The 14,141-nt window shown below is 61.1% G+C and carries 15 protein-coding genes; 12 read left to right on the top strand and 3 right to left on the bottom strand.

The genetic code is table 11. The features are described 5' to 3' along the window. The first annotated feature begins 56 nt into the window (after positions 1-56). From AC0VX3_RS02685 to AC0VX3_RS02670, 4 genes are all read left to right on the top strand, one after another. The gene (locus AC0VX3_RS02685; RefSeq protein ID WP_475523419.1) at positions 57-2,087 is read left to right on the top strand and encodes a tripartite tricarboxylate transporter permease; all 2,031 of its coding nucleotides are present in this window, start codon (positions 57-59) and stop codon (positions 2,085-2,087) included. Further along, the gene (locus AC0VX3_RS02680) at positions 2,084-3,184 is read left to right on the top strand and encodes a 4-oxalomesaconate tautomerase (protein WP_475523418.1); all 1,101 of its coding nucleotides are present in this window, start codon (positions 2,084-2,086) and stop codon (positions 3,182-3,184) included. Before AC0VX3_RS02685 ends, AC0VX3_RS02680 begins: the two co-directional genes overlap by 4 nt. Continuing rightward, entirely contained in the window at positions 3,181-3,999 is an 819-nt protein-coding gene (locus AC0VX3_RS02675; protein WP_475523417.1) for a universal stress protein, read from the top strand. Before AC0VX3_RS02680 ends, AC0VX3_RS02675 begins: the two co-directional genes overlap by 4 nt. Positions 4,000-4,066: 67 nt before the next feature. Continuing rightward, a complete protein-coding gene (locus tag AC0VX3_RS02670; RefSeq protein ID WP_475523416.1) occupies positions 4,067-5,044 on the top strand; it encodes a D-2-hydroxyacid dehydrogenase family protein in 978 nt (325 codons plus the stop codon). Positions 5,045-5,069: 25 nt separating this feature from the next. On the opposite strand, the gene AC0VX3_RS02665 is transcribed toward AC0VX3_RS02670, so the two are convergent. Continuing rightward, positions 5,070-5,972: a LysR family transcriptional regulator gene (locus AC0VX3_RS02665; protein WP_475523415.1), complete on the bottom strand. Its 903-nt coding sequence runs from the start codon at positions 5,970-5,972 to the stop codon at positions 5,070-5,072. 77 nt (positions 5,973-6,049) lie between these two features. Between AC0VX3_RS02665 and tcuA the strand changes: the two genes are divergently transcribed. Together tcuA and tcuB are read left to right on the top strand one after the other, a co-directional pair. After that, positions 6,050-7,435: an FAD-dependent tricarballylate dehydrogenase TcuA gene (gene tcuA / locus AC0VX3_RS02660; RefSeq protein WP_475523414.1), complete on the top strand. Its 1,386-nt coding sequence runs from the start codon at positions 6,050-6,052 to the stop codon at positions 7,433-7,435. After that, positions 7,425-8,495 (top strand): tricarballylate utilization 4Fe-4S protein TcuB, encoded by a 1,071-nt coding sequence (gene tcuB / locus AC0VX3_RS02655; RefSeq protein ID WP_475523413.1) that lies wholly within the window; start codon positions 7,425-7,427, stop codon positions 8,493-8,495. Before tcuA ends, tcuB begins: the two co-directional genes overlap by 11 nt. Before the next feature lie 188 nt (positions 8,496-8,683). On the opposite strand, the gene AC0VX3_RS02650 is transcribed toward tcuB, so the two are convergent. Then, positions 8,684-9,151, bottom strand: a complete 468-nt coding sequence (locus tag AC0VX3_RS02650) for a MarR family winged helix-turn-helix transcriptional regulator (protein WP_475523412.1) — start codon at positions 9,149-9,151, stop codon at positions 8,684-8,686. A 77-nt stretch (positions 9,152-9,228) separates the two neighbouring features. Between AC0VX3_RS02650 and AC0VX3_RS02645 the strand changes: the two genes are divergently transcribed. From AC0VX3_RS02645 to AC0VX3_RS02630, 4 genes are all read left to right on the top strand, one after another. Beyond that, the gene (locus tag AC0VX3_RS02645; protein ID WP_475523411.1) at positions 9,229-10,251 is read left to right on the top strand and encodes a YHYH protein; all 1,023 of its coding nucleotides are present in this window, start codon (positions 9,229-9,231) and stop codon (positions 10,249-10,251) included. Positions 10,252-10,309: 58 nt separating this feature from the next. After that, positions 10,310-10,846 (top strand): cytochrome b, encoded by a 537-nt coding sequence (locus tag AC0VX3_RS02640; protein ID WP_475523410.1) that lies wholly within the window; start codon positions 10,310-10,312, stop codon positions 10,844-10,846. A 168-nt stretch (positions 10,847-11,014) separates the two neighbouring features. Then, a complete protein-coding gene (locus tag AC0VX3_RS02635; protein WP_475523409.1) occupies positions 11,015-11,230 on the top strand; it encodes a 4Fe-4S dicluster domain-containing protein in 216 nt (71 codons plus the stop codon). Positions 11,231-11,232: 2 nt separating this feature from the next. Next, positions 11,233-12,069, top strand: a complete 837-nt coding sequence (locus AC0VX3_RS02630; RefSeq protein ID WP_475523408.1) for a hypothetical protein — start codon at positions 11,233-11,235, stop codon at positions 12,067-12,069. A 36-nt stretch (positions 12,070-12,105) separates the two neighbouring features. On the opposite strand, the gene phnF is transcribed toward AC0VX3_RS02630, so the two are convergent. Beyond that, positions 12,106-12,846, bottom strand: coding sequence for a phosphonate metabolism transcriptional regulator PhnF (gene phnF / locus AC0VX3_RS02625; protein WP_475523407.1), 741 nt, complete (start codon positions 12,844-12,846; stop codon positions 12,106-12,108). 251 nt (positions 12,847-13,097) lie between these two features. Between phnF and phnG the strand changes: the two genes are divergently transcribed. Together phnG and phnH are read left to right on the top strand one after the other, a co-directional pair. After that, positions 13,098-13,511 carry a phosphonate C-P lyase system protein PhnG gene (phnG, locus tag AC0VX3_RS02620; RefSeq protein ID WP_475525126.1) on the top strand — a complete coding sequence of 138 codons (414 nt, stop codon included), beginning with the start codon at positions 13,098-13,100 and terminating at the stop codon, positions 13,509-13,511. Next, entirely contained in the window at positions 13,511-14,137 is a 627-nt protein-coding gene (gene phnH, locus AC0VX3_RS02615) for a phosphonate C-P lyase system protein PhnH (protein ID WP_475523406.1), read from the top strand. Before phnG ends, phnH begins: the two co-directional genes overlap by 1 nt. Positions 14,138-14,141: the final 4 nt, after the last annotated feature.

Genomic DNA, 14,141 nt, shown 5'->3' with positions numbered 1-14,141 from the left:
GGCCACGGTCGCGCACCGGATTCTTCTGACATTGCAAAAATGAAAGGCGGCTTCCCATGGAGGTTTTCGCCACGGCTCTCCCTGCGCTCAACGACGCGTGGGCCCTGATCCTTCAACCTGTTGTCCTGGGCTACCTGTTTCTTGGGGTCGTCATGGGTCTGGCTGTCGGCGTCTTTCCCGGTCTGGGTGGAATTGCCGGTCTTTCTCTTTTGCTTCCCTTCATGTTCGGCATGGACCCAATTCTGGGCCTGGCGCTCATGATCGGCATGGTCGCGGTTGTACCGACATCCGATACCTTTGCGTCCGTATTGATGGGCATCCCCGGTTCGTCCGCCTCTCAGGCAACGGTGCTGGACGGCTTCCCGATGGCGAAAAAGGGAGAAGCTGCAAGGGCTCTGTCCGCGGCATTCGCCTCTTCGCTGTTTGGCGGACTGATTGGCGCAACGTTCTTGACGGTGTTCATTCTGGTTGCCCGCCCCATCGTCCTGGCATTCGGCCTGCCCGAAATGCTGATGATCACCATCCTGGGCCTGTCCATGGTCGCCATTTTGGCGGGCCGCATCGCCTTCAAGGGGCTGGCAGCCGCCGGACTGGGCCTGATGGTCGGAACCATTGGCGAGGCTGATGCCGGTGGCAGCCTGCGCATGGCGACCTACGACATTCCCTATCTGACGGATGGTCTGAAACTTGTGATCGTCGGCCTGGGCATTTTTGCCATTCCGGAGATCGTGTCCCTGCTCCGGCAGGACCGTTCGATCGCGAAGGGCGCCAGCCTCGGCGCCGGCTGGGCCGAGGGTGTCAGGGACTGGTTCGCCAATATCTGGCTTTCAGTCAGATGCTCGATCATTGGCGTGGTCGTCGGGATTATTCCGGGCCTGGGAGGATCTGTTGTCGACTGGATCGCCTATGGGCACACGGTTCAAACAACCAGGGACAAATCAGGCTTCGGCCAGGGTGAGGTCCGCGGCGTGATCGGTCCGGAAAGCTCGAACAATGCCAAGGAAGGCGGCGGTCTCGTCCCGACCTTGCTGTTCGGCATCCCGGGTTCGGGATCCATGGCGATCTTCATCGGCGCCGTCGCTCTGCTGGGCTCGGGTGACATCGAAGTCGGCCCTGGAATGCTGAAGAGCAATCTCGACATCACCTATTCGATCGTTTGGTTGCTGGCGCTGGCAAATGTTCTGGGAACAATCCTGTGCATTGCCGCGTCGGGCGGGATCGCCAGGCTGACCACCATCCGCTTTACCTACCTTGCGCCGTTTCTGTTCATGTTGATCAGCTTTGCGGCGTTCCAGTCCGGTCAGAATTTTGAAGACCTTCTGGCACTGTGCGTCATCGGCCTGATCGGCATATTCCTGCGCCGCTTCGACTGGTCCCGCCCTGCGTTTCTCATCGGATTTGTCTTGTCGAACCCGGTTGAGAAATTCACAAACCAGGCCTTCCAGATCGCGAATTTCAGGTTCCGGAAAAGCTTTGAGGACGGGTTCGACTACATCTTCAGTCCGATCGTGATCGTTCTCATCATCGTCACCGTGGTGTCGGTTGTCCTCGGCATCCGTCAGGCGAAAACGATCATGGCGGACGGAGAAGTCGAGTCCGGATCCAAGCGGGCTCCGCTGATCTTTCTTCTCGTTATCGCATCCTATCTGACATTCGCTTTGATCAACGCCGGCATGATCCCCGACTACAACATGACCGACAAGGTCATTCCGCTGGTCGTCGGAGGAGCAGCCTTGCTGTGCTGCCTGATCCTGTTGATCCAGATGATGCGCAGGCCGGAACGTGACGTGATTTTCGCCGACAAGGAAATCGCGGGCGAAGATGCCGATGCTCCGTACGGCTTGTGGTCGACGCTTGCATGGTTCGGCGCCCTGATCGCCGCCACCTGGTTTGTCGGATTTATTCTGGCGCTGGCCGGTTTTCTGGTCACGTTCCTGCGCGTACGTGCCGGTTCAAGTTGGGTCATGACGCTGGTCCTGACGATTTCCGGCATTGTTTTCATGTGCCTGATGGCCGGTGCGCTGAACCGGGACTTTCCTCCAGGGCTCTTGCAGGGAGCGGTTGACCTGCCGTGGCCGTTGAAATGACCCAGACAGCTATTCCGTACATCTTCATGCGTGGTGGAACCTCCCGTGGCCCCTACTTTCGCCGGGAGGACCTGCCGACGGACCTGGATGATCTGGCGCAGGTTCTCATTGCCGCACTAGGGTCGGGCCACCCTCTCAATATCGACGGGATTGGCGGCGGCGCCGCCGTCACCACAAAGGTGGCCATGCTGTCCGCGTCTGACGATGACTGGGCGGATATTGACTACTTTTTTGCGCAAGTTTCCGTCGAGGATCAGTTGGTCGACTTCAAACCGACATGCGGCAATATCCTGTCCGGCGTCGGACCTGCGGCAATCGAAATGGGATTGATCTCGCCCACAGGCGATGAAACGGATATCCGGATCCGTGCTGTCAATACGGGCGCGCGGGTTATCGCCAAGGTGCGGACCCCGGGCGGCAATCTCACTTATGACGGCGATACGGAGATCGCAGGGTCACCCGGATCATCAGCGCCCGTCCTGCTGTCTTTCATGGGCGTCGTGGGATCATCGACCGGCGCATTTTTGCCAACCGGCAACTTGCGAGACGTCATTGACGGTATCGAGGTCACCTGCATGGATGTGGCAATGCCGGTGGTGATTGCCCGTACAAAGGACTTCGGCCTGACCGGGCATGAGAGTTCGCAGGAACTGGATGACAATCGTGCCTTCTTCGATCGAATGGAACCGATCCGGATCAAGGCCGGAAAGCTCATGGGCATGGGAGACGTCGCCAGGTCTGTCACGCCCAAGTTTGGACTGCTGGCACCAGCTTCAGATGGGGGGACCATCGCAGCCCGCTACTTCATGCCATGGAACACACATCCGACCATGGCGGTAACGGGAGCGCAGTGCCTGGCTGCATGCGCGCTCACACCCGGGTCTGTCGCCGACGGCATGCTGACGCGACCTTCGGTCAGTCCGGTTGAAGTTGTTCTGGAACATCCGTCGGGTAAAATCGAGGTCCTTGTCGATTTTACTTCTGAAAACGGCTTCACGCTGATTTCCGCGGGTCTGGTTCGCACGGCACGAAAACTGGCCGACGGCCATGTATACATCCCAAGCCGGAGCCGGACCGGAGAGGAGGCGCACGCATGAGCATTCGCAATATTCTTGTTGCATTCAACGGATCTGACAGTGCGGTTTCTGCTTTAAAATACGCCGCCTCTCTCGCGCGCGACACAGCGCATGTCACGGTTCTTCTGGCCCATTCCAAACACGAGATCATCGACAGCCGCGCGACCTGGGTGCCCGCCAGGGCGCGTGAAATACTGGAACAGGCGAATGCGGATATCCTTGATGGGATTGAGGCACGGTTCGAGGTCTTGCGGGACGGACTTGGTCTTGGCGATCGTCTGCATTTCAGACGGCAAGCCGGACGGGTGGATGCCGTCCTTTCGGAATGTGCCCGCAGCTTTGATCTGTTGATCCTGGGGCAGGACCGCGCGGAAGATGTCGACGAACATGTCATTCTGCACCCGGATCGCATCGCGCTCATGAGTGGGCGCCCGCTCCTGATTGTACCGGAGGGGCATGACGCCGACGTCAGTCATGCACATGCGGCAATTGCCTGGGACGGCAGCCGGGCTTCCGCCCGGGCGCTGTCTGACAGCCTTGGTCTGCTTGAGGATCAGGGCCGGGTCACGGTTCTGACACTGGGCGACGAAACGACTCCGCGTCCGGTTTCCGAACTGATGGAGCATCTGGAGCGCCATGATGTCAAAGCCACTCACGAAGTGATTGGGTCAGCCCCAGGTCCCGCACGTGCGATCCTGGCCTATTGCCGCGAAAAAGATCCTTGCCTGCTCGTCATGGGCGCTTATGAACATTCCAAGTTTCGTGAGGATTTTTTGGGCGGCGTGACCGCGCGCGTTATCAAGAACACTCCGATTCCGGTCCTTTTGTCCCACTGAATGACGGGCTTTCGGACAAGTCCCCTCAGCAGGGAGTTCTTCGGCTGCCTCGCAAGGAAACAGCGCAATGCGTGTTCATATTCTCGACGACTGGTTCGACACACTTCGTGGATTGTCCTGTTTTGAAAGGCTGAGCCGGCACGACGTGACCGTCTGGAACGACCACGTCACGGATGAAGCGCAACTCGCCGGGCGTCTCAAGGACGCCGAGGCTCTGGTCCTGTTCCGCGAACGCACGAAAGTGACCCGAACCTTGCTGGAGAGGTTGCCCAATCTGCGTCTGATCAGCCAGCGCAGCGTCTATCCGCATGTTGATGTCGAGGCCTGCAATGATCACAAGGTTCTGCTGTGTTCCAACATGCACGCCGGCACACCTTCCTATGCGGCCGCTGAATTGACCTGGGCGCTGATCATGGCCGGGATGCGGCAACTGCCCGCCCAGATGGCCTCCGTCAAGGCCGGTCAATGGCAGATGGGTGTCGGAAAGACGCTGCGCGGGCGCCGTTTGGGGCTCTACGGATACGGACGGATCGCGAAAACCGTGGCTGGTTATGCCGAAGCTTTTGGAATGGATGTTGTCTGGTGGTCGTCGGCGGAGGGGCGAACCAGAGCAAAAGCCGATGGCATGATCATTGCCGATAGCCGTGACGCCTTTTTTGCCGGCAGTGATGTCGTGTCGGTCCATGTTCGTTTGAAGCCCGCGACCCGCGGGATCATCACCGCGAAGGATCTCTCGCGCATGCAATCCGGCGCGGTGTTCGTGAACACTTCCCGTGCGGGCCTGATTGAACCGGGCGCGTTGCTGGGCGCATTGGACAAGGGTCGCCCGGGCACCGCGGCCATCGATGTATTCGACGCGGAACCACAAACGGATCCGGCTGATCCTTTGCTGTCCCACCGCAATCTCATCGCGACACCGCATATCGGTTTCGTCACCGAAGATGAATTTGACCTGCAGTTTGCGGACATATTCGATCAGGTGAATGCCTATGAAGAGGGTGCCCCCATTCACATGATCAATCCGGATGTCCGGCACGACGGCTGAAACATGACGTCGGGGCGAAGAGTGGCTAGACAGAAGCCCTGATCGCGCTCTTGAGTGCGGTAATCGCAGGCGTGTCGCGTTGACCAATGCGAGTCAGCAACCCAATCGGACGGATGATTTCCGGGGCCTTCAAGGCACGTGCCACGATGCTTTCCGTGGTGACTGATTTGAGTACCGAGTGCGGCAAGAGCGCCACGCCAAGCCCCGCCTCGACCAGCTCAAGCGCGGTTGTCGAGCGATTGACTTCGTGGGTCCAGGTCATCAGGAGGCGCGCTTGGGCCATGGCATCGTCGATCAGAAGACGATTGCCGGTGCCCCGCGCGGGCAAGATGAGCGTCATGCCTTCCAGATCGGTCCACCCAACGGCTTCTCGCTCAGCCAGCATGTGGTCGGCAGGCATGACCAGAACAAGTCTGTCGTCAAAAAGCGGGTCGAATTCCGTCGACGGTTCCAGGATCGGAATGGAACAGAGCCCGAAGTCGGCATCTCCGCCGGCGACGGTCTCGGCCACTTCGTTCGCACTTCCATCAAGCAGGCGAATCCGGGTGACATGACCCGCGCTTCGAAAGAGACGGATTGCCGGGACAAGCAATCGCCCGATGATCGTCGGGACAATCGCGACGGTCATGACAGCGCCCCGCTGATGAGAGGAAGCGACGCTCGCATCGCGCATGGATCGCGTGGTTTCCCGGGCGTCTTCCAGAATAGCTTCCGCGCGCGCTTGCAGACGTTTGGCCGCGAGCGTCGGTTTGACCTCCCGTGTGGTTCGATCGAAGAGAACACTGTCCAGTGCCATTTCAAGCTTTTGAACCCGGCGGGTAACAGCCGATTGTGACAGGTTCAGCCGGTCGGCTGCCTGGTGAAATGATCCGGTCTCCTTGACGGCCAGAAAAGCTTCAAGGTCGCTGAAATCATATTTAATGCGCATAACGCATCAATTTCAGAAAATCCGTCATTGGTCAAATCAAAGCCGGATTGATACTTTTTCCCGGAGAGGAAAGAGTTATGACCACCCAATACGACATCGCGGTCATTGGCGGCGGGAATGCGGCATTGTGCGCGGCGATCACGGCCGCTGAGACCGGCGCGAAGGTGCTGATCCTCGAAACCGCTCCCAAGCCCTATCGCGGTGGCAACTCACGCCATACCCGCAATTTCCGCTGCATGCACAAGGGGCCACTGGGTCCGCTGGTCGATGACTACAGCGAAGACGAATACCTCGCTGACCTGATGAAGGTTACCGGAGGCAAGACCGACAGGGATCTGGCCCGCCTGGCCATAAGACGTTCCGAGGAATGTCTGCCATGGATGCAGGACCACGGGGTTCGCTTTCAGCCATCTCTTTCGGGAACCTTGTCTTTGGGACGCACCAACGCGTTTTTCATGGGCGGCGGCAAGTCCCTGGTGAATGCCTACTACCGCACCGCTGCGAAGCTGGGGGTGGATGTCGTCTATGAAGCCCAGGTCACACATCTGGAGATCCGGGACGACCGGATTGCCTGGATAGACTATACCCATGATGGTGAAACGAGGCAGGTCGCTCCAGGGTCGGTGGTTGTGGCTTCGGGCGGCTTTCAGGCGGATATCGATTGGCTGACACGGGCCTGGGGCCCTGCTGCGCAGAACTTTCTCATTCGCGGGACGCCCTATAACCGTGGCGTGGTTTTGGCGGATTTGCTTGACCAGGGCGTGCGGTCGGTCGGCGACGCCGATCAATGCCATGCCGTTGCCATCGATGGACGTGCGCCGAAATATGACGGCGGCATTGTTACCCGGCTCGACTGCGTGCCGTTTTCCATCGTCGTCAACAAGAACGCCGACCGCTTTTATGATGAAGGCGAGGATGTGTGGCCGAAACGCTATGCCATCTGGGGCCGTCTGGTCGCTGCGCAGCCGGATCAGGTTGGATTTGCCATCATTGATGCCAAGTCTCTGGATCTGTTCATGCCATCTGTTTTTCCGCCGCTGAAAGCCGATACGATTGACGACCTCGCGGCTCAAATGGGTCTGCCGGCCGGCAAGTTGCGCTCGACAATTGCCGACTTCAATTCCGCTTGCGGCGATACATCAGCTTTTCGTCCAACCGAACTTGACGGGGTTGCAACGTCCGGTATCACGCCTGCCAAAACCAACTGGGCCCGCCCGATCACCGAACCGCCGTTTTACGGCTATTCCCTGCGCACGGGCGTGACCTTCACCTATCTCGGTTTGAAGGTCGACGAAAATGCTCAGTGCAGCACAAGAAACGGCCCGGTCAAGAACCTCTGGGCCGCTGGTGAAACCATGGCCGGATCCATTCTGGGCCAGGGATATCTGGCTGGCTTCGGCATGACCATCGGCACAGTCTTCGGACGCATCGCGGGCCGGGAGGCCGCAGCCCATGCAAACTGATCTTGTTCAGGAAGCGCGCCGCCAGGCCGAAATTTGCAACGCTTGCCGGTATTGCGAAGGGTATTGTTCGGTTTTCCCCGCGCTCCACCGCCAACGGTCCTTTCTGGACGGGGACATCACGCAGTTGGCCAATCTCTGTCACAACTGCCGGGGATGCTATTATGCCTGCCAGTACACCGCGCCACATGAATTCGACCTGAACCTTCCCAAGGCACTCGCCGAAGTCCGGCGCGACAGTTGGGAAAGCCATGCCTGGCCCGCGCCGCTGGCACGCCGGTTTCACACGCATGGCGGCGCGATCGCAATCGCCTCGGTCCTCGGATTTGCGATCCTGTTTTTGGCAATCCGCATGATCGGGTCCACCGCCGGAGACGGATTTTATGCCGTTCTGTCCCACAATGCGATGGTAGCGATCTTCCTGCCCGCATTTGTATTTCCGCTCGCCAGCATCGCGGTCAGCCTGAGGAGATACTGGAAATCAGTCGGCGGTGGCCGGCTGCACGTCCGGGATATCGTCTCCGCCGTCAAGACCGCGGCCAGCATGAAGGACCTGGCGGCCGGTCATGGCGACGGCTGCAATTTCGAAGACGAGGACCGCTTTTCGCACGGTCGCCGCTATGCGCACCAGGCCATAATGTACGGTTTCCTTCTGTGTTTTGCGGCAACCGCATCCGGAACACTGATGCACTACCTCCTGGACCAGCCTGCACCTTATCCACTCTGGTCCGTCCCGAAGATGCTGGGAGTCCCGGGCGGTCTGTCATTGACCGTCGGATGTGTCTGGATGGCGGTCTTGAAATTGCGCTCTGAACGGGAACTCGGTGACAGAAATGCGTGGAGCGGTGATCTAGGATTTATCGCATTGCTTGGGTTTGTTGCTCTCAGTGGCCTTGCACTTTATGTCCTTGGCGCAACCCCGGCTATGCCGGTTCTCCTGGCCTTGCACCTGGGCGCTGTTCTCAGTTTCTTTCTGCTGACACCCTTTACCAAGATGGCACACGGCTTCTTTCGCCTGACTGCTTTGATCCGCAATGCACAGCAGAGCCGGGTGGCAGGATGACCGAACTGTGGAGGTCAGTGCTATCGATCCGAATAGCCACCCGGGCGGCCCTGTTCCCGGAATCAGCCCTCCGCTCTCCCGGGCCTGGCTGACTCAGTGTCGGTAGTCGCTCCAATTACCGACTCGTCCGCCGCATTGCTTCGGCTCAATCTTGATGCACGCGGCCCCAACCATGCGATGGACGCCGCTCAATCGGATTTGTCAGTATCGCTGCTGCTGTTCCGTGCGCCCGGAACATTACCGCCCAACCCGTCGCGCAACCGGCGGGCAAGATCGAACAGCGTGCCTGCATCCTTGCCGAGAACGTCCCCGATGGTGGAGTCGACCTCCGACCAGGCCTCTCCGATCCCGGCAAGGAGAGTTCGCCCAATTTCTGTCAATTCCAGCACGTTTTGCCGGCGCGATGCCGGGTCGATCGTACGCGTGATGTATCCGGCGGCCAGAAGCCGGTCCGTCATCGTGCTCATGCTCGCGGAAGTGACCCCGAACGCCGTCGCAAGTTCGGCCTGCGAAATGGCCCCGGTCCTGCCCATCGCCTCGAGGATGCGGGCCTGACGGGGCTGGATGCCGAGCGGTGCCAGTTTCCGGCGCAACTCCGTCTCGACGAGGTCTGCGCTGTGAAGGAGACCGTGGAACTGATATTGATTATCTTGCATGCTAACAGTTAATATACTATATGTTCGATGGCGACAAGATGCCTGCATTGCATTCTGGACAAATCGAGGGACCAACCATGTTTGCGAATCCGGTAACGTTTCTGGTACCGGCCTTGCTCGCCGGAACCCTCCTGGCGGCAAGCCCGGCGTCTGCGCAAACGGCCGACGCGCACCTTGCCCGCATCGCCGGTTTTTTCAAGACCGCGGATGTCGTGAAGGGTCCCGATCCGGTCGAATGCACCTTGTCAGGCGGCACGCAGACGACCTGCTTTTCCATCACGGTGCGTCCGAACCCGCTGGACCGCACGCCAGGACCATGGTGCCCCTCGAACATCTCGGACGGCGCCGATGCGGGCGGCATCTGGTTCCTCGACGGCGAGACCGTGGACGTGGATGGCGCCTTCATCGCCAGCCTCGCCGAGACCTATGGCGACACGCGCTGGCAGCTTTTCGACGCCGACACGGGCGCGGTGCGGTTCACCGGCACGCTGGAAGCCTGCCAGGCGGCCGCACGCCCCGATGTCGACCCGGCGTATCAGAATTATTGCGTTCAATGCCTGCCGGAATACATGCCCGAAGACGCGACGATCACCTATGTGATTCCGCTGGAGCCGGTTCCCGCCGAACGACCGGCCCCCACGAACCGGACCGGTTCGGGTGTTGCGTTCAACGGCGTCCGACTTGACGGGCCGGCCCCGCTGGATGCGATCCTGGGCGCGCACACGATCGCACCCTTCGACGATTGCGGCGGTCATGTGAACCCGCATGTCGGCTATCACTACCATGCCGTGACGGACTGCCTTTCCGGCGTGGAGACGACGCTCGGCCCGCTCGAAAGCGATGCCGTGAAGGCACATGGCGGCCAGATCGGCATCGCGATGGACGGCCACGCTGTTTTCCCGCATTTGCTGGCCGACGGCCATGCCGCCGAAGGGCTCGATGCGTGTCACGGGCATGAAGCCGAAGGCTTGCCATACCACTATCACGCCGGTTCAGCCGGTTCGAACCAGATTCTCGGCTGCCTGGCGGCGCAATCCGGTTGCGTTCTCATTGAAGGGGAGACGGTCTGCGACGCAAGCCATCGTCCTCCGCGCCCCTGACTGAACAGGCCTGCTGAACCGCATTCATCCTGGAAGAACTCATGAGGAGCCGTTTTTCATGAACGTCTTGTCCGACCGTCCCGACCGCTACGGTCTCGTAAGTCGAACGTTCCACTGGGGCATGGCCGCCCTGTTTGCGGTACAATTCCTGTCGGCCGCCGCACACTGGGCCTTGCCTCGTGAAAATGCGCTGCGGGAGACGCTCTGGAGCTCCCACTCGGCCCTGGGGACCACCCTTTTCCTGCTGGTCCTGCTGCGTGGATTGTGGGGATTGGCACATATTCCGCAGCGGCCAACCCATTCGGGCGCAATGGGACAGGCGGCGGTCCTTGGGCATGTGGCGATCTATCTTCTCATGGTGATCGTCCCGGCAGTCAGGCTCCTCGCCGCCGCGGGCGGCACCCGGGGGTTCAGCTATCTCGGCATTCCGGTTTTCCCGGCACGCGAAACCGCAATCGCCTGGATGCAGGCACCGGCGGAATGGCATGGGGAACTGGGCTGGATCCTCGCGCTTGTGGTGCTCGGTCACATAGCCATGGCAACCGTCTGGCATCGCCTGATCCAGCGCGACAATGTCCTGCAACGCATGACGTGAGGGAGACTGTCTGATGACACATGCCCGGACCGTGACGGTCCGCAGGCTCGCCGGGGCCTCCCCCGGACGCTGAAGTGGGAGAAATCCCGCTTCCACCCTGTCAGCGACCGGGTTCCGGGCGCTGCGTCCCGATCTCCATCTGCCCGCGACCCTGACTGGACCAGACAAATGACCATCAAAAGCATCACGGGCTGCATCGGCTGCGAAGAATGTGTGAAATCCTGCCCCTGCGACGTGATCCGGTTTGATCCCGACAGCGGCAAGGCGGTGATCACATATCCGGCCGACTGCCAGATCTGCCATCTGTGCCGCATGTATTGCCCGGTCGATGCCATCGAGATGGCGCCGGAGAAATCAATTCCCGTCATTGTGCCATGGGGATAGACATGAACCTCACGGCAAGAAGGACCGCGATCGTTGCCGGGCTGGCCATCTTCGTTGGCTTGCCGCTGGTGTTCTACGCCCTCGGAGAGCCGCCACGGCGATCCGTCCTGAAAGAAGCATTCTCGATCCTGACGCTGCTGGCGTTTTCAATGATGCTCGGTCAGTTTTTTCTGGCCCGCAGCAACGAGACTCTGCTCAGCCTGTTCAAGCCGCCGCAGATCCAGAAGGTTCACAAATACATCACCTATTCCGCGGTCACGGTGATCCTGCTGCACCCGGTACTGATCGTCCTGCCGCGCGCGTTCGAAGGCGGGGATGCGCTCGGCAGTCATATGGCAGGGGGGATCTATACCCAGGTCGGCTCGTCGCTTGCCGGCTCCGCCGTTCAGGGGGCCATCGCGGGGGAAGCGGCAGCGGACTATGCGCGGTCGGTGGACGCCCTCTCGATCCCGCATGCGCGCATTGCCGGCATCCGGAATGAAATCCTGGCTCCCTTTCGGCGCGAGGCGGGCTATGGCCCGGCCTGGGTCACCCAGACGCTGCAGGGGATCATGATCCCGAACTTCGTGCTCTACATCAAGAAAGGATCGATGATGCAGGCGGCACTGGCCTATGTCGAGGAATTGCGCGACCATCACGCACCGATGCTGCGGGCAGCCGACATGCACGAGTTGCGGCTGGCGCACGAGACCCGCAACATGATCCCGAGCCCGACGATGAAAACTGGCGTGCCTGGATCAACATCCACAAGGGTGCCGACGGTTCGATGCGCCTTGAAAAACAGCCCTTCGACAGCTGGCCCTCATAGACTGACGGAAACCGCGGCTCTCAGGCGCTGATGTTGCACGCGCGGGGTGAACGAGACCGGCGCGCCCTCACCCCGCCTCGTTCACCACAAGCTGCATCCGGTCCGCGGCGACGCGCGCCCGTGTGTACTGGATCGGCCTGCCGGACATGTCGAGATTGACACTTTCCATGATCATCACGGGCTGGCCGAGCGACAGGCCCAGCTGGCGGGCGTCATTGGCTTCGACCAGTTCGGCGGTGATGCGGGTTTCCTTGCGCCGGTAGTCGGTGATCCCGGCCCGTTCAAGAGCCTTCGTGATGGAGCCGCTGTCGGCGTAGTCCGCAACGAAATTCGGTACACGCGCGTCCTCGAACCAGTTTGTGCCGATGATCATCGGCACGCTGTCGGCAACGCGCAGGGTCTCCACCCGCAGGAGCGCGGTGCCGAGCGGCACATCGAGCCGGTTAGCCAGCAGCGCGTCGGCCTCCTCGGTCGCGGAGCCGATGAGGCGGCCGTCCGGCGCCCGGTCCTGGCCCGAAACGATTTCCGAAAACCGCGTCCTTGGTCCGATCGGATAGCTGAGCGGCGCCGAGGCGACGAACGTGCCGCGGCCCTGGTCGGCGCGCAAGATGCCTTCGCCGGTCAGGGCGGCGATGGCACGGCGGACCGTGTGGCGGTTGACGCCGAACCGGGCGGCCAGCTCGGATTCAGGCGGCAGCCGGCTGCCTTTCTCGAAGGCACCGCTGACGATCTCCGCCTTGAGCGATTCCATGATCTGGCGCCAGACGGCAATGCCGGCGCCGCGGTCGAGTGTGCTGTTGATCGTCATGCGCCCGTCATCAAATTTCGGTACCAAAGAGTCAATCGGAATATTTGTATAGACAAATAGACAAACCAATCCTAGACAAGGGGCACTTCCGAACGCCTCCGAAGAACCGCCCAAACCAAAAAGCGCGCTTCATGAACCATTCTCAAGATACCAACGCCGATGAACCGGCCACGGGACGTGCCCAGGCGCAGGACCCGGTCGGGACATCGAACGACGCGCGCGGCGATGCGTCCGCCGCGCGCCAGACAGCAATGGCGACCCTTGCGGCCGCGCCGCCCGAAACGATCGCCGAGAAATACGGCACACTGTCTCCCCCGGCTTTCGAACTGGTGCGCCAGCCCGAAACCGGTCTGGTGATGGTGCGTGGCCGCATGGGCGGCACCGGCAGTCCGTTCAATCTCGGCGAGGTCACCGTCACCCGCTGCGTCGTGCGCCTCGACACCGGCGAGACCGGCAGCGCCTACAGCCTCGGCCGCAACAAGCAGAAGGCTATGCACACGGCGGTGATCGACGCGCTCTGGCAGCGCCCCGAGACCCGGCAAACCATCGAAAACAAGATCATCGCCCCGCTCGCCGCCGCACAGGCCGCCGCGAAGACCACTGTCCGGGAAGAAACCGAGGCAACCAAGGTCAATTTCTTCACCATGGTCCGGGGAGACACCTGATGACGATCGCTTCCGAGACAAACCAGACATCGCTGGCCGCCGGGTTTCCGGATCCGGTCCACGATGCGCAGGGCTGCTTCCGTGCCCTGATGGACGCCATGGCCCGGCCCGGCACCCGCCGGAAGATCGAAACCGGCCCCCTGAACCCGCCGGCCCCTCTGACGCCGGTCGCCGCCGCCATCGCCCTGACCCTGTTCGACTACGACACGCCGGTCTGGCTCGACCGGCCGCTGATGACGTCGGACGCGGTCAAGACCTTCCTGCGCTTTCACACCGGCGCGCCGATCGTGTCGGAACCCGTCGACGCCGCCTTCGCGCTGGTCAGCGCGCCGGTTGCCATGATCCCGCTGGCTGCCTTCAACCAGGGTTCGGCGGAATATCCGGACCGGTCGACGACGGTGATCCTCACCGGACAGGATTTCGCAAACCCGGCACAGGTCACCCTCAGGGGTCCCGGCATCAAGGACACCGTCTCCTTCGCCACAGGGCCGGTGCCGCCGGTCTTCTGGGACCAGGTGACCGCCAATGCCCGTCAATTCCCGCGCGGGATCGACCTTGTCTTCGCCGGCCGGTTTGAAGCCGCCGCGCTGCCCCGGTCCACCCGGATCACGCTTCAGGAGATGTGACCCC

The organism is Roseibium sp. QJM3NY_11 (assembly GCF_056173175.1).
Note: the sequence above shows the minus strand (reverse complement) of the source record. Positions and strands in the feature narration are given on the sequence as shown.